Annotated in this window: 23 protein-coding genes and 3 tRNA genes; 12 read left to right on the top strand and 14 right to left on the bottom strand. The window is 68.8% G+C overall.

The features are described 5' to 3' along the window. The first annotated feature begins 64 nt into the window (after positions 1-64). Positions 65-149: transfer RNA gene (locus ACV7JO_RS06545), tRNA-Leu, on the top strand. 330 nt (positions 150-479) lie between these two features. On the opposite strand, the gene ACV7JO_RS06540 is transcribed toward ACV7JO_RS06545, so the two are convergent. From ACV7JO_RS06540 to ACV7JO_RS06515, 6 genes are all read right to left on the bottom strand, one after another. After that, positions 480-581: transfer RNA gene (locus tag ACV7JO_RS06540), tRNA-OTHER, on the bottom strand. 80 nt (positions 582-661) lie between these two features. Beyond that, entirely contained in the window at positions 662-2,488 is a 1,827-nt protein-coding gene (locus ACV7JO_RS06535; protein WP_470355536.1) for an FAD-binding protein, read from the bottom strand. Between the two features lie 177 nt (positions 2,489-2,665). Further along, a complete protein-coding gene (locus ACV7JO_RS06530; RefSeq protein ID WP_470355535.1) occupies positions 2,666-3,550 on the bottom strand; it encodes a succinate dehydrogenase/fumarate reductase iron-sulfur subunit in 885 nt (294 codons plus the stop codon). Between the two features lie 3 nt (positions 3,551-3,553). Further along, a complete protein-coding gene (locus tag ACV7JO_RS06525; RefSeq protein WP_470355534.1) occupies positions 3,554-3,919 on the bottom strand; it encodes a succinate dehydrogenase hydrophobic membrane anchor subunit in 366 nt (121 codons plus the stop codon). After that, entirely contained in the window at positions 3,919-4,314 is a 396-nt protein-coding gene (gene sdhC / locus ACV7JO_RS06520; RefSeq protein ID WP_470355533.1) for a succinate dehydrogenase, cytochrome b556 subunit, read from the bottom strand. The genes ACV7JO_RS06525 and sdhC overlap by 1 nt, the downstream gene beginning before the upstream one ends. Positions 4,315-4,430: 116 nt before the next feature. Further along, complete coding sequence (locus tag ACV7JO_RS06515; RefSeq protein ID WP_470355532.1) at positions 4,431-5,471, bottom strand: succinylglutamate desuccinylase/aspartoacylase family protein; 1,041 nt, start codon at positions 5,469-5,471, stop codon at positions 4,431-4,433. 112 nt (positions 5,472-5,583) lie between these two features. Between ACV7JO_RS06515 and ACV7JO_RS06510 the strand changes: the two genes are divergently transcribed. Then, positions 5,584-6,933 carry a RimK family alpha-L-glutamate ligase gene (locus ACV7JO_RS06510; RefSeq protein WP_470355531.1) on the top strand — a complete coding sequence of 450 codons (1,350 nt, stop codon included), beginning with the start codon at positions 5,584-5,586 and terminating at the stop codon, positions 6,931-6,933. Here ACV7JO_RS06510 and ACV7JO_RS06505 read toward each other — a convergent pair whose 3' ends face one another. Further along, positions 6,934-7,545 (bottom strand): DNA-3-methyladenine glycosylase family protein, encoded by a 612-nt coding sequence (locus ACV7JO_RS06505; RefSeq protein WP_470355530.1) that lies wholly within the window; start codon positions 7,543-7,545, stop codon positions 6,934-6,936. It abuts the gene before it with no gap. Between the two features lie 43 nt (positions 7,546-7,588). Continuing rightward, a complete protein-coding gene (gene cysE / locus ACV7JO_RS06500; protein ID WP_470355529.1) occupies positions 7,589-8,158 on the bottom strand; it encodes a serine O-acetyltransferase in 570 nt (189 codons plus the stop codon). 313 nt (positions 8,159-8,471) lie between these two features. Here cysE and ACV7JO_RS06495 point away from each other — a divergent pair, with 313 nt between their 5' ends. From ACV7JO_RS06495 to ACV7JO_RS06480, 4 genes are all read left to right on the top strand, one after another. After that, positions 8,472-10,436: a 3-hydroxyacyl-CoA dehydrogenase/enoyl-CoA hydratase family protein gene (locus ACV7JO_RS06495; RefSeq protein ID WP_470355528.1), complete on the top strand. Its 1,965-nt coding sequence runs from the start codon at positions 8,472-8,474 to the stop codon at positions 10,434-10,436. A gap of 116 nt (positions 10,437-10,552) precedes the next feature. Then, a tRNA-Glu gene (locus tag ACV7JO_RS06490) sits at positions 10,553-10,659 on the top strand. A 100-nt stretch (positions 10,660-10,759) separates the two neighbouring features. Continuing rightward, on the top strand, positions 10,760-11,941 hold the full coding sequence (glmU, locus tag ACV7JO_RS06485; protein ID WP_470355527.1) for a bifunctional sugar-1-phosphate nucleotidylyltransferase/acetyltransferase: 1,182 nt from the start codon (positions 10,760-10,762) through the stop codon (positions 11,939-11,941). A 66-nt stretch (positions 11,942-12,007) separates the two neighbouring features. Then, positions 12,008-12,193 carry a DUF7576 family protein gene (locus ACV7JO_RS06480; protein WP_470355526.1) on the top strand — a complete coding sequence of 62 codons (186 nt, stop codon included), beginning with the start codon at positions 12,008-12,010 and terminating at the stop codon, positions 12,191-12,193. Positions 12,194-12,452: 259 nt separating this feature from the next. Here the strand turns inward: ACV7JO_RS06480 and ACV7JO_RS06475 are convergent, their stop codons facing one another. The 4 genes from ACV7JO_RS06475 to ACV7JO_RS06460 form a co-directional block, all read right to left on the bottom strand. Then, positions 12,453-12,764 carry a DUF7521 family protein gene (locus tag ACV7JO_RS06475; RefSeq protein ID WP_470355525.1) on the bottom strand — a complete coding sequence of 104 codons (312 nt, stop codon included), beginning with the start codon at positions 12,762-12,764 and terminating at the stop codon, positions 12,453-12,455. Between the two features lies 1 nt (position 12,765). Beyond that, on the bottom strand, positions 12,766-13,134 hold the full coding sequence (locus ACV7JO_RS06470) for an ArsR/SmtB family transcription factor (protein WP_470355524.1): 369 nt from the start codon (positions 13,132-13,134) through the stop codon (positions 12,766-12,768). A 315-nt stretch (positions 13,135-13,449) separates the two neighbouring features. Then, positions 13,450-14,652, bottom strand: a complete 1,203-nt coding sequence (locus tag ACV7JO_RS06465) for a LolA family protein (protein ID WP_470355523.1) — start codon at positions 14,650-14,652, stop codon at positions 13,450-13,452. A gap of 109 nt (positions 14,653-14,761) precedes the next feature. Continuing rightward, positions 14,762-15,544: a VOC family protein gene (locus ACV7JO_RS06460; RefSeq protein ID WP_470355522.1), complete on the bottom strand. Its 783-nt coding sequence runs from the start codon at positions 15,542-15,544 to the stop codon at positions 14,762-14,764. A gap of 109 nt (positions 15,545-15,653) precedes the next feature. Here ACV7JO_RS06460 and ACV7JO_RS06455 point away from each other — a divergent pair, with 109 nt between their 5' ends. From ACV7JO_RS06455 to dinB, 5 genes are all read left to right on the top strand, one after another. Continuing rightward, positions 15,654-17,342: a hypothetical protein gene (locus ACV7JO_RS06455; protein WP_470355521.1), complete on the top strand. Its 1,689-nt coding sequence runs from the start codon at positions 15,654-15,656 to the stop codon at positions 17,340-17,342. A 45-nt stretch (positions 17,343-17,387) separates the two neighbouring features. Next, positions 17,388-17,765, top strand: coding sequence for a hypothetical protein (locus ACV7JO_RS06450; protein WP_470355520.1), 378 nt, complete (start codon positions 17,388-17,390; stop codon positions 17,763-17,765). A 51-nt stretch (positions 17,766-17,816) separates the two neighbouring features. Continuing rightward, complete coding sequence (locus tag ACV7JO_RS06445) at positions 17,817-18,146, top strand: DUF7964 domain-containing protein (RefSeq protein WP_470355519.1); 330 nt, start codon at positions 17,817-17,819, stop codon at positions 18,144-18,146. 219 nt (positions 18,147-18,365) lie between these two features. Then, the gene (locus ACV7JO_RS06440) at positions 18,366-18,878 is read left to right on the top strand and encodes a hypothetical protein (RefSeq protein ID WP_470355518.1); all 513 of its coding nucleotides are present in this window, start codon (positions 18,366-18,368) and stop codon (positions 18,876-18,878) included. Between the two features lie 62 nt (positions 18,879-18,940). Then, positions 18,941-20,305 (top strand): DNA polymerase IV, encoded by a 1,365-nt coding sequence (dinB, locus tag ACV7JO_RS06435; RefSeq protein ID WP_470355517.1) that lies wholly within the window; start codon positions 18,941-18,943, stop codon positions 20,303-20,305. 6 nt (positions 20,306-20,311) lie between these two features. Here dinB and ACV7JO_RS06430 read toward each other — a convergent pair whose 3' ends face one another. Beyond that, positions 20,312-20,659 (bottom strand): hypothetical protein, encoded by a 348-nt coding sequence (locus tag ACV7JO_RS06430; protein ID WP_470355516.1) that lies wholly within the window; start codon positions 20,657-20,659, stop codon positions 20,312-20,314. Between the two features lie 135 nt (positions 20,660-20,794). Between ACV7JO_RS06430 and ACV7JO_RS06425 the strand changes: the two genes are divergently transcribed. Then, positions 20,795-22,627, top strand: coding sequence for an ATP-binding protein (locus ACV7JO_RS06425; RefSeq protein WP_470355515.1), 1,833 nt, complete (start codon positions 20,795-20,797; stop codon positions 22,625-22,627). A gap of 3 nt (positions 22,628-22,630) precedes the next feature. Here the strand turns inward: ACV7JO_RS06425 and ACV7JO_RS06420 are convergent, their stop codons facing one another. Further along, positions 22,631-23,677, bottom strand: coding sequence for an ATP-binding protein (locus ACV7JO_RS06420; protein WP_470355514.1), 1,047 nt, complete (start codon positions 23,675-23,677; stop codon positions 22,631-22,633). Between the last annotated feature and the right edge of the window lie 47 nt (positions 23,678-23,724).

The raw sequence follows: 23,724 nt of genomic DNA, 5'->3' as shown, positions 1-23,724 counted from the left end.
GGGCGCAAACGAAAGCGCTTTTATTGACCCACGGGGAACGAACGAGTGCAGTAAGCGACGACGAGCGTGGGTAGCCAAGCCAGGCCAACGGCGCAGCGTTGAGGGCGCTGTCCCGTAGGGGTCCGCCGGTTCGAATCCGGTCCCACGCATCTTCTGCCACGAACAACTCGCGAGCGCCGAAACCAGACCCGTGCTACGAGCCGTCGCCGGGGTATGGACTTCCTACCGCCGTGTCGAACCGGTTCGTATCCCCCGAACGGAGTTTTCAACTCTGATAATTGGGACAGTAGCTTTTTTTATACGGGTGCATTCGGACCAAGTGTGGCACCGTTCTCGGTGCCTATCCACCCCCCACCCCCCACCCCCCACCCCCACTTTCCTACCTTTCCGAACCCGGTAGTCACTACCTTCGCGGCGTATCGGCCGGGAGAAACCGCTCGGTGTCCGGATAGCGACGCTCCTCGCGCGTACCACGGGAGTGGAAGGGGCGGGATTCGAACCACGCGGAGCCCTGTGCGGGTAACTACCGAGCAGTTTCTGGCAGTACAGCCGGTAGCGCTCTACCACTGAGCCACCCTTCCGGACACGCCGATGTAGGGTCGCGGCACGCAAATAGATGTCGGGAGCCACGAGAGGGCCGCGAAACCCCGTTCCGCCGGGTTCAGTACGAGCGCTCTTTGGGCTCGTAGGTCTGCTCGTCGCCTTCGAGGATGACGGGCTTGTAGTACAGTTCCGGCGTGCCGTCGTTCCACGCCAGCATGGTGTGTTTTATCCACTCGTCGTCCTTGCGCTCCTGATGCTCGGCGCGCCAGTGGGCACCGCGGAACTCCTCGCGGGCCAGCGCGCCCAGCGTGATGGCCTCGGCCACGTCGAGGAGGTTGCGCGTCTCGATGGTGTGGATGAGGTCGGTGTTGTAGGTGCGCGAGGGGTCGGCAACGGCCACGTCCTCGTACTCCTTGCGAGCCTCGCGGATGTCCCGTAGGGCCTCCTTCAGACCATCTTCCTCGCGGAAGACGTTGACGTTGTCCGTCATCGTCTGTTGCACGTCGGCGCGGACCTCGGCGTGGTTGATGCCGTCGTCCTCCAAGAGCGTGTCGACGCGGGTGCGCTCGTGGTCGACGGCCGTCTCGATGACACCGGTCGGTTCGACGGCGGCCCCGTCGGCGGCCACGTCCTCGCTGCCGGCGTCGACCGCGCCGGGTTCGACCGGCGGTTCGACCTCGCCGGGCTCGCTCTGGGCGGAGGGGCCGGTCTCTATCTCGGCGACTTTCATGTCCTTGCCGGCGGCGTGGTGGCCGGCGCGGGCCCCGTAGACGAGCAGTTCCGGCAGCGCGTTGCCGCCCAGTCGGTTCGCGCCGTGTAGGGAGACACACGCCGTCTCGCCGGCCGCGTAGAGCCCGTCGATACACGTCTCGCCGTTCTCGTCGGTCTCGACGCCGCCCATGGCGTAGTGCTGGCCGGGCTTGACCGGCATCGGCTCGTCGAGGCCGTCGACGCCCTCGAAGTCCTCGGCGAGGTGGAGGATGTTCTCCAGCCGGTCGATGATGCGCTCCTCGCCGAGGTGGCGCATGTCCAGATGGACGTACTCGTCCTCGATGCCGCGGCCCTCGTTGACCTCGGTGAGTTCGGCGCGCGCGACCACGTCCCGGGAGGCGAGTTCGCCGTCGTTGTTCGCGTAGCCGTACTCGAACATCAGGCGCTCCTCGTTGTCGTTGTAGAGGATACCGCCCTCGCCACGGACACCCTCGGAGATGAGTACCCCCGTCGAGGGGAGCGTCGTCGGGTGGAACTGGATCATCTCCATGTCCTCGACCGGGACGCCGGCGCGGTAGGCCATCGCGCAGCCGTCGCCGGTGTTGGCGACGGCGTTGGTCGTGTGGTCGAACGCCTGCCCGAGGCCGCCGGTGGCGAGGATGACGCCGTTCTTGGCGCGGAAGCCCTCTATCTCACCGGACTTGATGTCGTAGCCGACACAGCCGTGACACTGCCGGTCCTCGGGGTCGTCGTGGTCCGTGACGGCCAGCCGCGTGACGTACCACTCGTCGTACACCTCGATGCCGCGTTTGACCACCTGCTCGTACATCGTGTGCAGGAGGTGGTGGCCCGTCTCGGCCCCGGCGTAGGTGGTCCGGGGGTACGAGAGGCCGCCGAAGGGCCGCTGGGAGACGCGGCCGTCGTCTTCCCGGGAGAAGGGCATCCCCCAGTGTTCGAGTTGGATGACCTCCTCGGGGGCGTCCTTGGCGAAGGTGTCGATTGCGGGGGCGTCGCCGAGGTAGTCGGACCCCTTCATGGTGTCGTAGGCGTGCAGGTCCCACGAGTCGCCCTCCTGAAGGGCCGCGTTGATGCCACCCTCGGCCGCGCCGGTGTGGCTGCGGACGGGGTGGAGCTTCGTGACGAGGGCGACGTCCGCGCCCTCCTCGTGCGCCGCGATGGCCGCTCTGAGGCCGGCACCGCCAGCACCGACCACGATGACATCGTGTTCGTACATTGTGAGAATGTCTCTTGCTGTGCGCGGGTTAGGATTACCCGAACTTAAGCCTCCCTGTTGGGTCGCCGGACTGCCGGGAGCCGTATCACAGCCGCGTGACATGCGAGGCTCGCGTGACGGCGATACCTGCTCGGCGCGCCCGCAGCAGAACGCTCGGAGAACTGTAGTAGCGAACGGCTACCAGAACTTCAGGTTGTTCTTGACCGCTTCCCGCTTGAGCTCTTGGATGTGTTCGGTCAGCGGGATGTCCTTCGGACAGACCTCGGTACAGGAGAACTGGGTCTGGCAACGCCAAACGCCGTGTTCTTGCTCGATGATGCGCAGGCGCTCCTGCTTGCGGTCCTCGCCCTCGCGTTCGTCCATGGCGAAGCGGTAGGCCTTGTTGATGGCCGCGGGGCCGAGGTACTCGTTGTCGCCGGCGGCGATGTTACACGAGGACATGCAGGCCCCACACCAGATACACCGCGTGGACATCTTGACCTTCTCGCGGTTCTCTCGGGTCTGGCGCTGCTCTTCGAGTTCGCCATCCGGGAGTTCGTCGGCGTCGAAGAAGGGCTCGACGGCCTCCATCTGGTCGTAGAAGTGCTCCATGTCCACGACGAGGTCCTTGACGACCTCTTGGTGGGGTAGGGGCTCGATACGGACGGGCGATTCGAGGGCCGAAATCTGGGTCTTGCAACCGAGGCGCTGCTTCCCGTTGACGAACAGCGCGTCGGAGCCACAGACGGCCTGCCGGCAGGAGTGCCGGAATGTCAGCGACGAGTCGTAGTGGTCCCGGGCGTAGATGAGTGCGTCGAGGACGGTCATCCCCTTGTGGAACGGGACCCGGAAGTCGTCGAAGCGCGGCTCCTGCTTGCCCTCCACCTCGGGGTCGTAGCGGAACACCTTCAGGAGGATGCTGTCCTCGTCGTCGAGGACGGCCTCCTCGGTCTCGCGCTGGGCGCGGCGCTGGGCCGCGCGTTCTTCTTTCGCCGCGCGGCGCTGGTCGCCGGGCGACTCGACCTCCGGTTCGGTCTCCTGTTCTTCGGTTTCGGTCTCCTGTTGCTCTATCTGTGTGCTCATGGTTCAGAGGAAGCCGTTCATCGCGAGTGCGACGCGGGTGCCCTGCACGACGAGCAGGAGGCCCGCGACGCCGAGGAGGTACTTGGCCGCAGTCTTCTGCGTGCCGCGGATGCCCTGATTGACGAGGGCGTTGTAGACGCCGTTGACGCCGTGGAACGTCGCCGTCACGAGGAACAGCCACATCGTCGCGAAGTAACCGACCTGCTGCATCCGGAGCTGGGTCCCGGCGAAGGTGATGTTCGCGGCGTGGTTGACGAAGTGAAGCAGCATGAAGTGGAACGCGAGGACGCCGATGAGAAACACCGCCGTCAGGCGCTGGAGGAGCCAGCGCCGGCCGCCGCGCTCGAACGAGGAGTAGTGTTCGGCCATCAGGCCAGCACACCCCCGAGGAACGTCGGCACGCTGGCGATGACGATAGCCCCTGTCAGCACGAGCGACGCGTAGAAGCTCTTGTCCTGCGATTCCAGTCCGACACCGAGGTCGACCATCAACAGCCGGATGCCGTTGAGGATGTGGAAGACGGCCACCGCCAGCAGTCCGACTTCGAGGAACCGGACCACCAGCAGCGCCTCCAGCCCCCCGATGGTGCTGTTGTAGAGGTCGGCAGTGCCGAGGGCGGTACTCAGGACGGCGATGTGGGTGAACAGGTACCCGACCAGCACCCAGCCGGTGAACTTGTGGAATATCCACGCCCACATCCCGGCCGTGAAGTCCCGCCACCGTCCGAAGTCCTCGACGGTGCCGCGGTTGTAAGACTGACTCATACACTGAGGGGTTAGGCCGGGGACAAATAGAAGTTTCTACAACGGGCGCGTCTCGCCGGGACTCGGGCCGAAGACGTTCGCTGACTGACGTTTCCGGCCGCCCGGAGCCCACGCGGTCAGTTTCCAGCGGCGTCGGGCGGGCCGTCCCGGTCGGACGCCCCGCTTCGCTCCAAGGCTCGGCGGGTCCGGTCGTCGAGGCGCACGAGGTGACAGAGCGGGTTGCCGGGGTAGACCAGTGGGTTCTCCAGTACGCCGACCAGCAGTCCGGTGAACGGCGCGCGGACCGTCGTGCCCTCCGTCTTGAACGGGTTGGCGACGGTACAGACGACCTCGTCCTCGTAGACGAGGTCACCCCGCTCGTGGCGCATGTCCACGAGGCCGCCGTCGTCGGCGCGCAGCCACGTCTTCTCGTCGCTGTCCTCGATGACTGTCCGCCACCCGGGCCACTGCACGACCTCCGCGGGGAGCAGGCCGAACTCCGCGAGCACCGAGCGGACGCTCTCCTTGGCGCTGTCGATGAGCGGGCGCTGGAACCGGTGGGCCTCGCCCATCTCGACGGTGATGGCCGGCGTCCCGGCCTCGCTGGCCTCGCGCCGGAGCGACCCCGACGGCCCCGACGAGGAGATGACGACGTTCGAGGCGAAGGCGTGTGCGACCCGGGCGACCGCGGGGTCGTCGGTGTCGGCCCGGACGTGGAGCATGTTGGTCCGGCCCCGCGTCGACGTGTGGAAGTCCAGTCCGAAGTCACACGGCGCGACGAAGTTGTCGAAGACACGCGCGGCCATCCGCTTGGCGCTGGTTGAGTCCGGGTCGCCGGGGAACGAGCGGTTCAGGTCTCGGTCGTAGATGGGGAGGTACCGCTCCTGTGCGAGGAAGGCGGGGACGTTCAACACGGGCATGCAGACCAGCGTCCCCGCGAGGCCGGTGTGGTCCCACTCGTGGGCTATCTCGCGCACCACCTCGATACCGTTGAGTTCGTCACCGTGGGCCGCCGCCGAGAGAAACGCCGTCGGGCCGGGTTGCTCGCCGTTGATTATCGTCACCGGCGTCCTGACTGGCTCCCCCATGTACGTCTCGCTGACCGTGTAGCGGACGTTCTGGGTCTCCCCCGGGTCGACCCGTCCACCGTCGTACGTGAACGGTTCGGCCGTGTCCATGGGTGCCACTAGGCCACCGCGGCTATAAACCGCGCGGCAGCGCCCGCCCACTCGAACGGCCGGGGGACGCCGGGACCGTCAGGGATTAGGTCCGCCCACTGGAACTCGGTACATGACCGAAGACATCACCGTCGGTGTCCTGAGTCTCCACTCCAGCAAGGAGTCAAAGGCCATCCTGAACGCCGCCGACGCGATGGGCTACGACACCGAGTGGCTCCGCCGCGAGAACACGACTGTCGAGGTCAGCGACGGCGAGATGCGGGTCGAACCGGACGCCGACGTGATAGCCAACCGCCTCCTGCTGTCGAACGACGAGCACCCGACGGAGGGTATCGGGCTGGCGCTGACGCTGTCGAACGTCGTCCCGATGCTGAACGAGCCGACGGCCGCCGCGACGGCGCTGCACAAGTTCGCCAGCGCCGCCGCGCTGTCGGCGGCCGGCGTTCCGGTTCCCGACGCGGTGCTGGCGCTCTCGAACGAGCGGCTGAACGAACACCGCGAGCGGTTCGGCGAGCGGGCCGTCTACAAGACCGCCATCGGGACTCACGGCGGCGGGACGTGGATGGTGGAACTCGACGACCCGGTCAACGCGCAGGTCGGCAACCGACACGCCTTCTTGCAGGAGTTCGTCGACCACGACGCCGAGCGCCACCACGACCTGCGGGTGTACGTCGTCGGCGACGAAGTCGTCGGCGCGATGAACCGCTACGCCCCCGACGGCGAGTGGCGGACCAACGTCGCGCTGGGCGGCGAGGTCGAGGACGTGACCGACGACCTCCCCGAGACGGTCGCCGACATCGCCCGCCGGTCGGCCGAGGCCGTGGGCCTCGACTACGCCGGCGTCGACATCGTACAGGGGGCGGACGGCTACTACGTCCTCGAAGTGAACCCCACCGCGGGCTTTCGAGGGCTGTTCAAGGCCACCGGGACCAGTCCCGCGCCCTACATCGCCCGGCGGGCCATCGAGCGGGCCGGCGGCAGCGTCGACGACGAGACCGTCGAGCGCCTCGCGGAGCGACTGGACGATTCCCGGCCGGAGTGTACGCCGCGCAAACCGTCGCGCCAGCGGCCCGAGAACCTCGTCGTCGGCTACATCGAGGAGGTCGTCGTCACCGGGACCCGGGGCAAGAAGTCCGTCCTCGCCAAGTCTGACACCGGCGCGACCCGGACCAGTATCGACGCGGAACTGGCCGCCGAAATCGGGACCGGCCCCATCCTCGACATCGTGAAGGTGAAATCCGGCAGCGTGAAATCCGGGCGTTCGCGGCCGGTCGTCGACCTCGTGGTCGGCGTCGGCGGCACCCAACACACCGTGACTGCGAGCGTCGAGGACCGCTCGCACATGGACTACCCGCTCTTGCTCGGGCGCGACATCCTCGAACACTACCACGTCGACGTGACCCGCCGGGCCGACGGCGACGGGGAGCCCGAGACGGAGGAAGAGGAGGCCGGCGAGGAGTAGCTACCCCTCGCGGACCTCGTCGACGCCCGCGGCGATGTCCTCCTCGGCCCGCCAGAGATACAGGCTCGCGTAGCTCCGGTACGGTGCCCACCGCTGGGCGTAGTCGCGCATCGCCGCGCGGTCGTAGTCGTCGCCGACGACGGTCCGGAACCCCTTCCTGATGCCGAGGTCCCCGACCGGGAACACGTCCTCGCGGCCCAGCGAGAAGAGGAGTTGCATGTTCGCGGTCCACTCGCCGACGCCGGTGATGGCCGTCAGTTCCGCCCGGACCTCGTCGTCGGACAGGCCCGCGAGCGCGTCGCGCGTGTACTCTTCCCGTCGGAACGTCTCGGCGACTTCGTTGACGTAGCGGGTCTTCTGCCGGGAGAGGCCGGCGTCCCGGAGCGTCTCGTCGTCGGCCGCGAGGACGCCGTCGGGAGTCACTTCGACGGCCTCGAACAGGCGCTCGCGGGTCGCCGCCGCCGAGGCCATCGACACCTGCTGGCGGAGGATGGAGACGACCAGTCGCTCGAAGAGGTCGTCGGCCGGGTCCAGCGTCAGTTCGCCGTGGGCTTCGACCAGCGGGCCGAGGTCGTCGTCGCGCCGCAGCGTCTCGTGGGGCGTGTCGGGCATCGACTCCCGGTAGCGGCCGCCCGACAAAGAGCCTGTCCGTGAGTCAGTCGTCGACGACCGTGGGGTCCGGGGCGTCCGGGTCGCCGACGCCCTCCGACGCGTCCGCATCGACGACGCGTGCGGGGTTGCCGACGACCGTCTCGCCGGGTGGTACGTCGTCGACGACGACGGCACCGGCTCCGACGGTGGCGTTCTCGCCGACAGTGACCGGGCCGACCAACGTCGCGTCGGCACCGACGGTCACGCCGTCTTCGAGCGTCGGGTGGCGCTTCTCGCGTCGCATCGAGGTGCCCCCGAGCGTCACGCCGTGATAGAGGAGCACGTCGTCGCCGATTTCGGCCGTCTCGCCGACGACGACGCCCATCCCGTGGTCGACGAACAGGCGCTCCCCTACGTCCGCGGCGGGGTGTATCTCGACGCCGGTCAGCAGGCGCGCGACGTGCGAGAGGACACGAGCGGCGAGGCGACGGTCGCGGCCCCACAGCCAGTGCGCGAGGCGGTACAGCCAGACCGCGTGCAGGCCGGGGTAGGTCAGGACGACCTCCGCGGCGCTGGTGGCGGCGGGGTCCTTGGCGAGTGCGGTGCGTACGTCGGCTTGCAGTCGGTCGAGCATGTGAACTGGTGTCGCTGGCGGTCGGAGTCGGTGCGGGCGGGCCGGGGTGTCGGCCGGTCAACAGCGGCAACGGCGACAGCAACAGCGACGGCGAGACAGAACAGACGCGTCTGGCGCGGCGAGCGGGCGAACCGTGTCACGAGCGGGTGCGTCGCCCATGTTGTCTGAGGTTTCTCCCTCGGAGGCTTAAAAGCGGTGGTCGTTCAGACTAGCCCCTCGCCCGCCGTAGTAGTTCCAACGTTGAAATAAACGATGGCGAGGTTTTTCGACGAGAGAAACGTTGAAACGTGGGCCGGCAGTGGGGACATATGTCATGGATTTCGAGGACATCGAGACCGTCGCGGTACTCGGCGCGGGAAACATGGGGCATGGAATCGCCGAGGTCGCCGCGCTCGCTGGCTACGAGGTGCGGATGCGGGACATCAAAGAGGAGTTCGTCCAGAACGGCTACGACAACATCGAGTGGTCGCTGGACAAACTGGCCGAGAAGGACCAACTCTCCCGGGCCGAAGCCGACGCCGCGCTCGACCGCGTGACGCCGCTGGTCGAGGTCGAAGCCGCCGTCGGCGACGCTGACGTGGTCATCGAGGCCGTCCCCGAGAAGATGGAGATAAAGAAAGACGTCTACGGCGAGGTCGAGGCCCACGCTCCCGACGGGGCCATCTTCGCCACGAACACTTCCAGCCTCTCCATCACGGAGCTCTCGGAGGTGACCGACCGGCCGGACCTGTTCTGCGGGATGCACTTCTTCAACCCGCCGGTACGGATGCAACTGGTCGAGGTCATCACCGGCGGCCACACCGACGAGTCCACCCTCGAAACCGTCGAAGCGCTGGCCGAGGAGTTCGGTAAGACGCCGGTCCGCGTGCGCAAGGACTCGCCGGGATTCATCGTCAACCGCATCCTCGTCCCCCTGATGAATGAGGCCTGCTGGCTGGTCCACGACGACGTGGCCACCGTCGCCGAGGTCGATTCGACGACGAAGTTCGACATGGGCCTGCCGATGGGGTCGTTCGAACTGTCCGACCAAGTCGGTAACGACGTGGGCTTGCACGTCCTCGAATACATGCACGAGGTGCTGGGCGAGGCTTACGCCCCCTGTCCGCTACTGGAGACGAAAGTCGAACAGGAGAAGCTGGGGAAAAAGACCGGCGAGGGGTTCTACGACTACGATGACGGCGGCGTCGACATCCCGACTGACGCCGGCCGCGAGACGGTCGAACACCGGCTGCTGGCCGTGATGGCGAACGAAGTGGGCAAACTCGTCGACGACGACGTGGCCCCGGTCGCCGATATCGACGAGGCCGTGATGCTGGGCGGGGGCTTCCCCGAGGGACCGGCGAAACTGGCCGACAAGGCCGGACTGGACACGCTCGTCGAGGCGCTGGAGGCCGCCCGCGAGGAGACTGGGTCCGAGCGCTACGCCGTCTCCGACGGCCTCCGCGAGGCGGCCGCCGAGGACGGCTTCTACGGCGGCGACGACGAGGACGAGGCGTCGTTCGAGAACATCAGCGTCACCTACCCCGGCGAGATGGTCGGCCACGTCGAACTCGACCGCCCCCACCGGATGAACACCGTCAGCCCGGAGATGATGGACGAACTCGCCGCGGCCGTCGACCGCCTTTCGGCGGACGAGGACGTGCGGGCGATACTGCTGACGGGGGCCGGCGACAAGGCCTTCTCCGCGGGCGCGGACGTGCAGTCGATGGCTTCCAACGCCACGCCCTTGGAGGCGGTCGACCTCTCGAAGAAAGGCCAAGAGACGTTCGGCAAGCTAGAGGAGTGCCCGATGCCGGTCGTCGCCGGCATCGACGGCTACGCGCTGGGCGGCGGGATGGAACTGGCGACCTGTGCCGACCTCCGCGTGGCCTCCGAGCGCTCGGAACTGGGTCAGCCGGAACACAACCTCGGACTTCTTCCGGGGTGGGGCGGCACCCAACGGCTCGCCAACATCGTCGGCGAGGGCCGCGCCAAGGAGATAATCTTCACCGCCGAGCGCTACGACGCCGCGGAGATGGCCGACTACGGCTTCGTCAACGAAGTCGTCGAGGGCGACGCCCTCGAAGAGCGCGCGCTCGAACTCGCTGCCGACCTCGCGGCCGGCCCGCCGGTCGCACAGAAGTTCACCAAGCGCGCGATGCACGCCGGCCGCGACGACACCGACGCCGGCCTCGAAGTCGAGTCTCAGGCCTTCGGCCACCTCATCGGCACCGACGACGTGATGGAAGGCATCACGGCGTTCATGGGTGACGGGGAGCCGGAGTTCGAGGGGAAGTAGCGTTCGAGCGGACGCGGGCGACCGGTCGGCGGCACCCGCCCGCCGTCCTGTCACGCACCCGCAGGGGTGGTCGACTTCGATGGGGTTAAATTGGTGCGCCGGGAACGCGGGAATGCGCTCGGTTGGTGTAGTCCGGCCAATCATCTTGGCCTTTCGGCTCACGGAGGGTCCGCCTCCGCGGGGAAGACAGCCGAGGACAGGGGTTCAAATCCCCTACCGAGCACATTTTCAGGGCGACATCCGAAAAGCGCCGCAGCTGTGTCGTCTCGCCGTCGGTCGCCGACAGCGGTAGGTATTTTTCCGAGCCTCGAGACGGTGGCGGCATGCACGCAGTCATCCTCGCCGCGGGACAGGGGACGCGGATGCGCCCGCTGACGGACGCGACGCCGAAACCGATGCTCCCGGTCGCCGACCGGCCGCTGGTCGCCCACACCGCCGACACCGCCGTCGCCGCCGGCGCGGACGAACTCGTCTTCGTCGTCGGCTACGAGGCCGACGCGGTCCGGTCGTACTTCGGCGACACCTACCGCGGCGTCCCCGTCTCTGTGGCGGTCCAAGCGGAGCAAAACGGGACCGCCCACGCCGTCGCCGCCGCGCGCGAGCATCTCGACGGCCCGTTCGCCGTCCTCAACGGTGACAACCTCTACGACGAGGCGAGTCTCGGTGCGCTGTTCGACGCCGCTCCGGCCGTCGCCGCCTACCGCGTCCCGGACCCGACGAGCTACGGCGTCCTCTCGACGGACGGCGACCGCGTCACCGACATCGTCGAGAAGCCGGCCGACCCGCCGACCGACCTCGCAAACGCCGGGGCCTACGTCTTCCCGGCCGCGGCCCGCGACTGGCTCGACGTGCCGGCGAGCGACCGCGGCGAACACGAGATTACGGACGTGCTGGCCCGCACTGTCGCCGAGCGGTCGGTGACTGCCGTCGAGGTGGACCGCTGGCTCGACGTGGGCCGCCCGTGGGAACTGCTCGAAGCCAACGAGTGGAAACTCGGCGAACTGGAGCGGCGCGTCGACGGCGAGGTCCGGGGCGACGCCGACCTGCGCGGGCGCGTCGTCGTCGAGGACGGTGCCGTCGTCGAACCGGGCGTCGTCGTCGAGGGGCCGGCGCTGATTCGCGCCGGGGCCGAGGTCGGGCCCAACGCCTACGTCCGCGGGGCGACGCTGCTGGGCGAGGACTCCCACGTCGGCCACGGCGTCGAGGTGAAGAACTCGGTCGTGATGGCCGGCTCACACGTCCCGCACGTCTCCTACGTCGGCGACAGCGTACTCGGCCGGGACGTGAACTTCGGCGCGGGGACGCAGGTCGGGAACCTCCGCCACGACGGCGAACCGGTCCGACTGACGGTCAAGGGCGACCGGGTCTCGACGGAGCGCCGGAAGTTCGGCGTGGTCGCCGGCGACGGGGCCAAGACCGGCATCAACACCAGTCTGAACCCCGGCGTCGTCCTCTCGTCGGGAGCGACCACGGCCCCCGGCGAGTCGGTGACGCGGGACCGATAGTGCAGGACCGTGACGTTCGCGGCGAGTATGAGTGATTAAGTGGGGTGACGACGACGCACAGGTAGGATGGTCGACCCCACATCGGATCACCACGAAGACATCGACGAAGAAGACGCCCCGGAGTGTTCGACGTGCGGCGAGAAGATAGTCAACGAGTACACGCACCGCGTCATCACGTGGGTCGAGGACGACGCGGTCCAGACGGCGCACTTCTGTGACGAGACCTGCCGGATGGACTGGGACGCCGAGTAACGCCGCGTCCGACGACGGGCGAGACGGGGTCGCCGCCGGTCCCGCGGCCGCGAGTGCCGCGTCACCGCGGACTGCCACACAGCAGTGGCGCGCGCCGACGGGCGCGCCAGCGGGTCTGGTCCCACGGTAGTGACGCCCGGTGCTCTCGCGGATAGTGGGGGAAGGGACGGCTGCGGAGCCGCCGGGTGCCACGCGTCTCTCGGAACGGGCGGTATCTAAGCACTCGCCGCGGATGTATCGAGTACGCAACAGCGCGCCGTCACTCCCGCGTGTGCAGCGAGTACGCGATGAAGAGCACGCCGAGGAACTGCAGCGCCCGCGTCACCAGCGTCAGGGGCTGCTGGAAGGAGAGCGGAATCACGCTCTCTCTGAGGAGGAGCGAGCCGACGAAGGCGATGCTGAAGGCGGCGGCGGTCAGCAGGAACAGCCCCGCCGAGAGGTACCGCATCGTCTTGCTATCGTGTCGCCGGTAGCCGCGATACGCTTGGTAGCCGACGTAGCCGCCGACGACCGTCGAGCCGAACGCGAGCGCGACGACGAGCCACTCGACGAGTGCCGTTACGGTCACCATCTCAGAGGTTCTCCCACATCTTGGTGAAACGGTCCGCGGTGTCTGTCTCCGCCTGTCCGGGGAACGCGGGAGCCTGTCGCTCGACGGCCGCCGCGAAGTCGCCGTCGTCCAGTTGCACCGAGAACTCCGACAGCGTCGCCGCGTAGAGGCTGTAGTCGTTGCCGCCGGTCTCTATCTTGGTCTGTTCTTCGAGGAGGTCGTGTTGCTGCAACCACTCAACCCGGCGATAGACGGTGGGTTCCGACATGTCGCAGTGGTCGGCGAGCTGTTTCGCGGACATTGGTTTGGTACTCGTTGCTGCGAGGATGTCCCGGGCGTACTCGTCGCTGAGGAGGTCGAGAAACTCACCCAGCGCCGGGTCCTCACTCACGTACGGGGGCAACGAGCCGTCCCCGAATAAAAGGTCCCGTCAGTTTCCGACTCGGAAGCCGGGGGGCCTCGGAGTCGCCGGGCGGGCCAGAGAGGTGTCGCGTCAGCGGGTGTGGCCGCGGAGCGGCCGGAATCGGGCGGCGGGGCACCGCGTGGACGGTGCCCGGCAGCGCAGTGGGGGCGCGGTGCCGGGCGTGGGATGCGGCAGGCAACCGTTTGGAGGGCCGCGGTGCGTTCCGTTCCTCCGCCGCGTCTCGACCGACGGCCGGATGGATATTATAATCCGGAGGCGAGTTTCTGACCCAGAAGTCGGGGGTCACTCCCCGCTGCGCTCCTCCGGACAGCCGACCGAGCGGGCGACGGCGAGGAGCCGCTCGGTGTCGACACCCTCGCCCCGAACGGTGTAGCGGTACGCTTCGCAGTTCCACGAGAGCGAACTCGTCGGCCCGCGGCTGAGCGTCGCCGTGCGGCCGTCGACGCGCCGGGTGGCGTCGCCCCCGCTGGATTCGTAGGTGAAGTTGTACTTTGCGACGGTGAGTCGACTCGTCCGGTCGACGTACCGCAGGCCGACACCGCTCACTGTCCCCCGCGTCCGCGTCGCGTAGGTCAGTTCGTACGATGCCGGGACCGTCGGTTCCGGGACCGCGATGGTGGTGTTGGCTTCGAGCGCCCCGACCCGTCTGTAGGTCCGAGTCGTCGGCGTCTCCGGCGTGGTGACCGTCACGTTCGGGCCGAACGTCGGGTCGAACGCCCCCGCGGGCACCTCGGGGTCGAACGTCACGTCGGCGTACGTCGTCGTCAGGACGGTCCGCGTCCCGTCGTGGACCCAACTCGTCTCCCGCTGGAGCGGGTAGAACCGCTCCGTGTCTATCCAGAGCGTCTGTCGGTACGCCGCCGACTCGTCGGCCCGCGGGACGACGCGCAGGACGTAGGTCTCGCGGCCGTCGACCGACTCCGTCCCCGCGTAGCGAACCCGATAGCTCCCGTCAGATGTCTCGGCCGCGGGCGCGCCGCTCGCCCGCGGGACGACGGGGAGCGGTTCGACACCGGGCGACCGGTCACTCCCGTTCGGTGACCCGGTGAGGTTCGCCCGACGGAGGAGGTGTGGTACCCGCTCGTCCAGCCGTCCGTCCGGGGTCGGGCCACTGTACGGTATCCGCTCCACAGTCGTGTCGTTGCGAGCGTACAGCCACAGCACCGAGCCGTTCGAGACGCGGCGGTCGTACCGCTCGGTGCCGCCCTCGACGAGGCGGAGCCGTTTCTTCCCGGTTCCGGGAACTAGCGTCGCGTCGTAGACGGTCCGGCTCGCCACCGTGTCATTGCGCTCGACGACCACGGTCTGGGTCGCGTCGATGGCGTCGATGGCGGCGACGCGCTCGCCCGCATCGGCGTCGACCCGCGGGTGGCCCTGTGGCCCGGCGACGCCGACGGACCAGAGGGCGAGTACCACCACCGCGACGGCAACCACGCTGGCGAACCCGAGGAGGAGGCGGTCGGTGGCGTCGTGGTTCGAGGGCATGTCTGAGCGGGGGTACGCGACCGGAGGTCTGCGTCTATTTGACAGGACACCCGGTCGGTAATTAAACGTCCGGCTTCGGCTCGCGCCCGCCGAGCCGGCGGGACGCCCCTCAGAACGGGAACAGCGTGTCCGCGTCGGGGTCGCGCGCGAGGAGTTCTATCTCGTGGCCGTCAGGGGTCTTCGTGAAGGCGTACATGTCGTCACAGGACGCGGGGTCGCGGTAGTCCTCGGCCCCGCGCTCCAGCAACTGGTCCCAGTCGTCGTGGAGGTCGTCGAGTCGGACACAGAGGTGGCCCCACGCGTCGCCCATCTCGTAGGAGCGCCCGTCGTAGTTGTAGGTGAGTTCGACGCTCATCGCCTCGGCGGGCGCGTCCGCGGGTTCGACGAAGTAGTTGGCGAAGGTGTCGGACTCCCAGCGGCCGGTCTCGGTGTACTCGAACTTCCGCGTCCAGAAGCCCAGCGCCTCGTCGGCGTCCTCGACGCGAATCATCGTGTGGTCGATGCTCCAGCGCGAGCCGTGGTCACGCTCGACGATTTCGACCTCGTGGCCGTCCGGGTCGGTCACGAAGGCGTAGGAGCCGCCACAGGAATCCGGGTCGCGGTAGTCCTCGACGCCCTCGTCCAGCAGTTCCTCGTAGGCGTCGTAGACGTCCTCGACGCGGACCGCGATGTGGCCCCACGCGTCGCCCAGCGTCACGTCCTCGCCCTCGTTGGCCGTCAGCTCCAGCATCGCCTCGTCCTCGCCCATCCCCTCGGGACCGAGGTAGACGATGGTGAACCCGTCGCCCTCGTGGCGGTCTTTCTCCTCGTAGTCGAGGTGTGTCTGGTACCAGTCGAGCGACGCCTCCAAGTCCGAGACGCGCAGCATCGTGTGGTCGAGTGTTCCGGTCACGTCCGGTGAGACGGGCAGGAGCCTGAAAAACACACCCGCTCCAGCAGGCCGTGCCGTTACCGCCGCGCCCGGCGAAGATTTAAACCTGAAGCTGCGCAGAGCTACCCCCGTGAGCGCACGAGTCGTCGCCGTCTGCCTGTCTGTGCTGGTGTTCCTGTCGGCCCTCGGTCCGGTGGCCGGCACGTCCGCCGCGCCCGTCGACAAGCGGGTGGACGCGCGGGTCGGCGGCGACCCGGCCGCGGTGTCGCCGACGATTACCGTGACCTACGCGGTCGAGCGCGTCCCCGACCGGCCGGGCGTCGTCAGGGTCACCGCCACCTACGAGACGTATCCGGCGCTGCAGTCGCTCCAACTCAACCTCTCGGCGTACGACGTGCTGGGGACGGCCGGCTTCCGCGACGCGGGCGACGGTCGGTACGTCTGGGAGCGGCCGCCGCCGGACCCGTCGGTGACGTACTACGCGCACGTCAACGAGAGCGCCGCCTTCGACGCCGCGGCCCCGGGGACCTACGACGCCGTCGACACGGGCGAGTGGGCGCTGTTCGATCTCGAACAGGTGTTCGTCCCCGTCGTCGGCGGCCGGACGTACGGCGACGAACCGACCTTCGACACCGAACTGGCCGTCGCCGACGGGGAGTCCGGCGTCGCCGCGCCGACGCAGGTCTATCTCGGCCCGCACCGGACCCGCACGAACGAGTCCGACACCGGGACGATTCGGGTAGTCTACCCGGACGCCGCGACGCCGGTCGCCGGTCAGGACGCCATTCTGGCCGAGATATACAGCGGCGCGAGCGAACTCCGCGTCTCGCCGCGTCCCGACGACTTCACCGTCTTCGTCGCGCCCGAACCGTTCCGGCGCGGCGGCGCGGCCACGAACCGCGGGGGCTCGTACTGGGTCAACGAGGACGCGCCGACCGACGAGTACGACAGCACGTGGGTCCACGAGTACGTCCACGAGCGCCAAGGCTGGCGGGCCACGGCGTCGATGCGCTGGCTCACCGAGGGGAGCGCGGAGTACTACGCACTGCTCACGCAACTGCGGGACGGCGACGCGAGCTACGACCGGTTCCTCGCCGCGGCCCGTTCGCCGCCGCGGTACCCCGACGCGAACCTCTCGGCCCCGTCGACGTGGGAGAGCGAGACCGTCGAGTACGACGCCGGCACCCACGCCGTCGCGCTTCTGGACGCCCGCATCCAGAACGCGACCGATGGCGAGCGGACTTTCCAGCAGGTCGTGTACCGACTGAACGAGCGCAACGGGCCGATTACGACGGCGGTGTTCGTCGACGTGGTCGAGTCCGTCGCCGGGACCCCTCTCGACGGCTACGTCACCGAGGTTCTCTCCGACCGCACCGGGATGGCCTTCCCGACCGACCCGTACCTGTACGCCGGCATCAGCATCGACGACCACGACGACGACGGACTGACCAACGAGGCCGAACGGACACACGGGACACACCCGTTCCTTGCCGACTCGGACGGTGACGGCGTCGACGACGGGCGGGAGGTCGAACTCGGGACGGACCCGACAGACCCCACCGCCGACGGCGGCGAACCGGACGACGGGACCCCGGTCGGGAGCACAACGGCTCCCGGGGCGTCGAACACCGCCGAGGGCCCCGAAGCGACCGACTCCGACGACCCGTCCGCGACGACACGGCCGCCGGCGTCGGCGACGCCGACCGCGACGGGCGGGTCCGGTCCCGGTTTCGGCGCGCTCGCGGCGCTCGCAGTCGCCGTGGCGGCGGCACTCGTCACCGGGCGACGGGACAGTGGCCGCTCCCGACGGCAACGCTAACTAGTAAGGGACGACTGCAATCCCCGCGGCCGACGACGTCGTAATATGGCAGTCACAGACGCGACCTACGACGTTCGCGCGGATACGGCATCGAACACTCTGTACATCGAACTCCGCGGCACGCTCGAAGAGGACGAAATCAAGCGGGCCGCCACGGAGGCAGTCACGTCGGCCAAGCACCTCTCGGAGGGATTCGACATCGTCAACGACATCTCGACGTTCACCCCGCCGTCGCCCGAAGCCGCCCAACCCATCGAACGCGCACAGGCCGAACTGGCGGAGATGGGCGTCGACGGTGTGGTGCGGGTCGTCGCCAGCGAGACGAGTGCAGTCACGGAGAACGCCTTCCAGCGCTGCTCCCGGAAGGCCGGCTACGAGGGACGCACCGCCCAGACGGTCGCCGAGGCCGAGCGCATGCTCTGAGCCCGCGGGCCGGTCGAAACGCCTTAGACAGTCTCCCGCCGAGAAGGGAGCGTGACCGAACTCCGCGAGTCGCTCCCGGACCGCCCGCTCTCCGCGAACGAACTGACGACGCTCGAAGCACAGCGCGACGACTACGGGTTCGCGCCCGTCGGCTTTCTCCCGGAGCGCGACATCGTCGTCGCGTTCGTCGTCATCGTCGGCGGCGAACACGGCTACAGCCTCGGGTTCGACCGCGACGACGAGCAGTGGGTCGTCGTCGAATCGTTCGCGGACGGCGACGACTTCGCCGGCGTCACGAACCGGCTTCGGGAGTGGGTCGGCGACGACTGGGACGCCGACGCGGAGGACACCGTTGACGTGGGCGGCGAGGTCGGGAACTGACTCCGGTAGGCCGTTGCTACCACGTACCAAACATTGAAGTGTGGGTGTGACATACACACTCATGGAGCCCACGAGCTCCCGGCGGGAACGACCGCCGACGCACCCGGGATTGGTATCGGCGGCATACCACGGGCTGGCGAAGCACGGCCACTTCGCCAGTTGCGGACCTGTTTATCGACGACGCGATGGGTTGAGGAGTCTCCAGACCGTCCGGAGCGTATGAGCGGTCTGGCCGCGGTCGTCCGCGTCGGTGCGGCGCGGCCGCTGGAACCCGGTATGGTCCCGCGCGTCGAGGTCCATCTCTACGCCGGCGGGCTGGCGCGGTTCGTCGCGTTCGAAGTCGTCGATGGGCCGGAACTCGACCGCGTTCCGGGAAGCTACGCGGCAGATCTCGACGCCCGCCCGTCGCACCCGCTGACGGACCTCCTGCTGGCCTTCGCGGCGACGCGTGACCTCTCGTCGGTCGCGCAACGCCTCGACGCGCTCTCGACGAAGGCCGAGGCGAACTACGGTCGCTCCTTCCGTGAGATGGTGTTCTCGACGGCCGTCGAGTGGGGGAGCGACGGCTACGGCCGCCTGTTCGAGGCCCGGAGTCAGCTCGAAGCCCACTCCTTCGACGGTGAAGTCGCGGTGACCCTGACGCCGGCGGCGACCGCCACACAGCGCGCGGCGCTGCGGTCGAACCTCGACCGGCTGGACGGGACGACCCGGTGGTACGACCCGTCCGCGTGACGCCGGCGCTCGCGGCCGATGGGTTCGAGTAGGCCGGCGGTCATAGTCCTCGCCGAGTGCCGATGGACAGCGACGAACGGGGCGACTGGTTCGCCGACGACAGCGAGGCGTCCGCGCAGGTGGTCGCACACGTCGACATGGACTGTTTCTACGCCGCCTGCGAGCGCCGCCGCGAGCCCGCCCTCGACGGCGAGCCGCTGGTCGTCGGGATGGGCTACGAATCCGGGGAGCGCCACGGGGCCGTCGCCACGGCCAGCTACGAGGCCCGCGAGTACGGCGTCGAGTCGGCGATGCCAATCGGCGAGGCTCTCGACCGCCTCCCCCGGAAGGTCGACGCCGCCGGCGACCCCGAACTGGACGTGCGCGAGGCGGGCTTTTACCGCCCGGTCGACCTCGACTACTACGAGTCGGTCGGCCGCGAAGTGAAGGAGGTCCTCCGCGACGCGGCCGACACGCTCCGGGAGGTGAGCGTCGACGAGGCCTACCTCGACGTGACCGACGCGGTGGGGTGGTCGGGCGTCGAATCGTGGGCCGCGGACCTGAAAGCGCGCATCGAACGCGAGGCGGACGTGACCGCGAGCGTCGGCGTCGCGCCGACGATGAGCGCCGCGAAGGTCGCCAGCGACTACGACAAGCCCGACGGCCGCACGGTCATCCGGCCGGGGGACGTGCGGGACTTCTTCGCCGACCTCCCCGTCGAGGACGTCCACGGCGTCGGCCCGGTCACGGCGCGGGAACTGGCCGCCCACGATATCGAGACGGCCGGCGACCTCGCCGACGCAGACCCGGACCTGCTGGACCGCGAGTTCGGCGAGCGGGGCCGCGAGATTCGGCGCTACGCCCGCGGCAACGACCCCCGCGAGGTGACACCGACGGGCGACCCCAAGAGCCTCTCTCGGGAGTCGGCATTCACCGAAGCCACCGACGACGCCGAGACGGTCCACCGCCGGGCGCGGACGCTGGCCGAGGCCGTTGCCGACCGCGCGAGCCGTCGGGGCGCGCGCTATCAGACCATCGGCGTCAAGGTCGTCACGCCGCCCTACGACGTGAACACGCGCGCCCGCTCCCTCCCGGGCCCCGTCGACGACCCCGGCCTCGTCGAGTCGGTGGCGACGGACCTTCTCGCGGAGTTCGCCGACGCCGCCGTCCGGAAGGTCGGCGTGCGCGTCTCGAACCTCGACTTCTCGGCGGGCGAGCAGGCGAGCCTCGACGGGTTCGACGGGGCGGCCGCGAACGGCACCGACGGGGCGGCGGCGACCGACGGTTCGACGGCCGACACCGACGACGCGACGGAGGACGGCGACGAGCACGTCGACGGCGGCGGACAGGCCGCCCTCGGGGCGTTGGACGACGAGCGAGCGGCCTCGGCCACCGGCGACGGCGGCGGTCTCGACCCCGGGCAGACGACGCTCGCGGACTTCGTCTGAGGGGTCTCAGGCGACGCCGTGTTCGAGGTTCTCCAGTAGCTTCCCGACGAACAGCCCCGCCCGCGGCGAGAGGGTGTCCGCTTCCGGGACCGTCGTCGGGTGGGCCGCCAGCGTCTCGACAAACCGCTCGCTGTGGGTCATCGCCTGCAGCATGTCGACCACGTCGACGACCAGCCCCTCGTCGCTCGTGTCCATCTCCGGGTAGCGGCGCTTCTCGGCGTCGCTGTAGGCTATCGTCCACGCGGGGCCGCCGACCGCCGCGACGATGTCGTCGAGCGGGCCGACCTCGACGCGGCCGTCCGCGGTGCCGACGTAGACGGTGTCGTCCTCGACGACGGTGTCGTAGCGAGTCATGCCGTGGTCACGTACCGCCAACGGCCGTACCGACGGCCCCCACACTGAAAGCCGTTTCCGCCCGGGAAGCGGTGCCGGTGCATGCCCAGCGTCTGACGGAGAGTTATACGGGTTTAGCCACTCCTGTATGGCAAGATGGCAGAGACCGAAGCGATACCCGTCGCCACGACGAGCGCGGGCGTCGGCGGCACCGGCGAGTCCGGCCGGTCGGTGGAACTCCCGGTCGTGGAGCTGTTGACCGGCCGCGGGTTCGTCACCGGCAAGTCCGGGTCCGGGAAGTCCAACACCGCCAGCGTCATCGCCGAGAACCTGCTCGACAACGGGTTCGGCCTGCTCATCGTCGACATCGACGGCGAGTACTACGGCCTCAAGGAGGCGTACGAGATACTCCACGTCGGTGGCGACGAGGAGTGTGACATCCAAGTCACCGAGGACCACGCGGGCAAGATAGCCTCGCTCGCGCTAGAGCAGAACGTCCCCATCATCTTGGACATCTCGTCGTTTCTCGACGAGGAGGAGGCCGAGAGCCTGCTGACGGAGGTATCGAAACAGCTGTTCGCCAAGGCGAAAAAGCAGAAACAGCCCTTCCTGATGCTCGTCGAGGAGTGCCACGAGTGGATGCCCGAGAAGGGGTCGATGGGCGAGGTCGGGAAGATGCTCATCAAAATCGGCAAACGCGGGCGGAAACACGGGCTGGGCATCGTCGGCATCAGCCAGCGCCCGGCCGACGTGAAGAAGGACTACATCACCCAGTGTGACTGGCTCGTCTGGCACCGCCTGACGTGGAACAACGACACGAAGGTGGTCGGGCGCATCCTCGACAACGACTACGCCGACGCCGTCGAGGACTTGGACGACGGCGAGGCGTTCCTGATGACCGACTGGTCCGAGTCGGTGCGCCGGGTCCAGTTCCACCGCAAGCAGACCTTCGACGCGGGCGCGACGCCGGGGCTCGACGACTTCGAGCGCCCGGAACTCAAGTCCGTCAGCGAGGACCTCGTCTCGGAACTGGAGACCATCAGCGAGGAGAAGCAGGCCACCGAGAGCCGCATCGCCGACCTCCGGGAGGAACTGGACAAGAAGAACTCCCGCATCGCGGAACTGGAGACGGAGCTACAGGACGCCCGCGACCTCGAACGGATGGCGAGCCAGTTCACCGAGGCGCTCGTGAGCCACGTCGAGGGGTACAACCCCGGCCGCACGGAACAGGAGAACATGCGCCGGCGGCGAGCGGCGTTCGCGGCCGAGGAGGGTGCACCCGAGGACGCCCCCGCAGAGGCCGACAGTGGGGCCGACGCCGACGTGTCGGACGAACCCGTCGACGGTGCGGCCGGTGACGACGCGTCCGAGGACGACGCACCCGGGGACACGACCTCCGGCGGCGGGTTCGGCGACGCCTTCAGCGCCTTCGCCGACGCGGGAGCGGCGATGAACGGGGGTAGCGACGACGAAGCGGCCGCGGGCGAAGCAGCGACCGACGGCGCGGGCGCTGCGGCCGGCGGGACCGCGACCGACGACGCCGTCGCCGCCGCGATGGCCGACGTCGGTGACGAGACGGCGAACGGACACGCGACCGCCAACAGTGCGTCGGCCGACGCTGCCGGACCGAACGGCGAGGACCGGGAGACCGGCGCGGCCGACGAGGACCCCGTAGTCGACGACATCCGGCGCGACATCGCAGAGATGGAGTCAAAGACCCGCCGGATGCTGGCGTACTACCGTGAACAGGGGCCGGGAACGCCGCTGAACGCCCACTTCTCGGCGGGCGGGTCCGGCGACAGAACCGCGGCCTACGCCCGCAACCGGACGCTCCGGCTCCGCGGACTGGTCGAACACGTCGGCCGCGGGAAGTACGCCTACCGCCTCCGCGACCTCGTCAGCGAGGAGAGCGACGCGGAACTGGACGGCGCGGCCGTCGAGGAGCGCGCGGCGGCCGTCGAGAACGCTGTCCTCGACGACATCGAGTGAGCGTCACGGCTTCGTCGGCGGGCTGACCGGCGGGAGGTAAAACGACACGACGTTGCCGCCGTCGGCGTACGCGAACGCTATCTCGCCGCCCAGCGACTCGATACACCACTTCATCACGAACAGGCCGACGCCGGTCCCGTGTTCGGTGCCTGTCGACTCGTGTTCGTCGGCGAGCGCGGCTATCTCGACCTCCGGAATCGGGGGCGCTTCGTCGGCGACCCGTATCTCCACGCGCCCGGTGTTGGGCGACTCGCCGACGGTGACCGTCACGGACGGTTCGGCGCGCTCGGCGTGGACGACGGCGTTCTCGACGGCGTGGACCAGCGCCTGCGCGAACGCGTCGTCGACGGTGAACCACATCTCCGTCGCCGTCTCGACGGTCACGTCGGCCTCGGGATAGCGCTCACGCACGTCGGCGAGGGCGTCGTCGACCGCGGTCCGGGCGTTGCGCCGCTGTCGCCGCCCCGGCGTCGGCGTCGTCGCCCGCTCTATCTCGCGGACCGACTCGGTCATCCGGTCGACGCTGCCGGCCGTCTCGCGGATGGTCCGGGCGTGTTCCCCGACCGCGTCGTCCTCGGCAGCCGCCTCGATGCGCTCGGCCCGTCCCGCGATGACCGTCAGGTCGTTGCGGAGGTTGTGGCGCATGAGCCGCGAGAGCAGGCCGACGCGCCTGCTCGTGTCCTTGTACTCAGTGATGTCGCGTAGCTCCGCGAGGACGAGCCGCTCGCCCTCCCGAACCAGCGCCGAGAGGGACACCTGCGTCCAGCGGAGCGTCCCGTCGCTGCGCTTGATTCGCCACTCGAACCGCTGTGGGTCGCCGGCCGCGGCGGCCCGCAGTAGCTCGGCGACGCGACCCTCAGAGACGGCGTGCGTGTTCGCGCTGTACTCGTCGATGCGAAGCCGTTCGAGCCGGTCACTTGGATACCCCAACAGCGACTCCAGTCGGTCGTTCGCGTCGAGCACTGTCCCCGTCTCCGGGTCGTACAGCGCGACGCCGACGTGCAGTCGCTCGTACTCGGTCGGGAGCGTGGGCGACGCCTGCATCGACATACCGAGCTATCGCCGACCGGGCGTTATCGACCTTCCTATGAGGGATA

Source organism: Haloarcula sp. MBLA0138, from assembly GCF_055632455.1.
The sequence above is the reverse complement of the archived record's forward strand: the minus strand, read 5'-3'. Positions and strand labels throughout refer to the sequence as shown.

What these genes read in the sequence shown, in the direction of transcription:
- ACV7JO_RS06530 (WP_470355535.1), bottom strand. Translation starts at nt 3,550, where the DNA reads ATGAGCACACAGATAGAGCAACAGGAGACCGAAACCGAAGAACAGGAG.
- ACV7JO_RS06525 (WP_470355534.1), bottom strand. Translation starts at nt 3,919, where the DNA reads ATGGCCGAACACTACTCCTCGTTCGAGCGCGGCGGCCGGCGCTGGCTC.
- dinB (WP_470355517.1), top strand. Translation starts at nt 18,941, where the DNA reads ATGGACAGCGACGAACGGGGCGACTGGTTCGCCGACGACAGCGAGGCG.
- ACV7JO_RS06450 (WP_470355520.1), top strand. Translation starts at nt 17,388, where the DNA reads ATGGCAGTCACAGACGCGACCTACGACGTTCGCGCGGATACGGCATCG.
- ACV7JO_RS06420 (WP_470355514.1), bottom strand. Translation starts at nt 23,677, where the DNA reads ATGTCGATGCAGGCGTCGCCCACGCTCCCGACCGAGTACGAGCGACTG.
- ACV7JO_RS06505 (WP_470355530.1), bottom strand. Translation starts at nt 7,545, where the DNA reads ATGCCCGACACGCCCCACGAGACGCTGCGGCGCGACGACGACCTCGGC.
- cysE (WP_470355529.1), bottom strand. Translation starts at nt 8,158, where the DNA reads ATGCTCGACCGACTGCAAGCCGACGTACGCACCGCACTCGCCAAGGAC.
- ACV7JO_RS06535 (WP_470355536.1), bottom strand. Translation starts at nt 2,488, where the DNA reads ATGTACGAACACGATGTCATCGTGGTCGGTGCTGGCGGTGCCGGCCTC.
- ACV7JO_RS06440 (WP_470355518.1), top strand. Translation starts at nt 18,366, where the DNA reads ATGAGCGGTCTGGCCGCGGTCGTCCGCGTCGGTGCGGCGCGGCCGCTG.
- ACV7JO_RS06465 (WP_470355523.1), bottom strand. Translation starts at nt 14,652, where the DNA reads ATGCCCTCGAACCACGACGCCACCGACCGCCTCCTCCTCGGGTTCGCC.
- sdhC (WP_470355533.1), bottom strand. Translation starts at nt 4,314, where the DNA reads ATGAGTCAGTCTTACAACCGCGGCACCGTCGAGGACTTCGGACGGTGG.
- ACV7JO_RS06475 (WP_470355525.1), bottom strand. Translation starts at nt 12,764, where the DNA reads ATGGTGACCGTAACGGCACTCGTCGAGTGGCTCGTCGTCGCGCTCGCG.
- ACV7JO_RS06430 (WP_470355516.1), bottom strand. Translation starts at nt 20,659, where the DNA reads ATGACTCGCTACGACACCGTCGTCGAGGACGACACCGTCTACGTCGGC.
- ACV7JO_RS06480 (WP_470355526.1), top strand. Translation starts at nt 12,008, where the DNA reads ATGGTCGACCCCACATCGGATCACCACGAAGACATCGACGAAGAAGAC.
- ACV7JO_RS06425 (WP_470355515.1), top strand. Translation starts at nt 20,795, where the DNA reads ATGGCAGAGACCGAAGCGATACCCGTCGCCACGACGAGCGCGGGCGTC.
- ACV7JO_RS06495 (WP_470355528.1), top strand. Translation starts at nt 8,472, where the DNA reads ATGGATTTCGAGGACATCGAGACCGTCGCGGTACTCGGCGCGGGAAAC.
- glmU (WP_470355527.1), top strand. Translation starts at nt 10,760, where the DNA reads ATGCACGCAGTCATCCTCGCCGCGGGACAGGGGACGCGGATGCGCCCG.
- ACV7JO_RS06515 (WP_470355532.1), bottom strand. Translation starts at nt 5,471, where the DNA reads ATGGACACGGCCGAACCGTTCACGTACGACGGTGGACGGGTCGACCCG.
- ACV7JO_RS06510 (WP_470355531.1), top strand. Translation starts at nt 5,584, where the DNA reads ATGACCGAAGACATCACCGTCGGTGTCCTGAGTCTCCACTCCAGCAAG.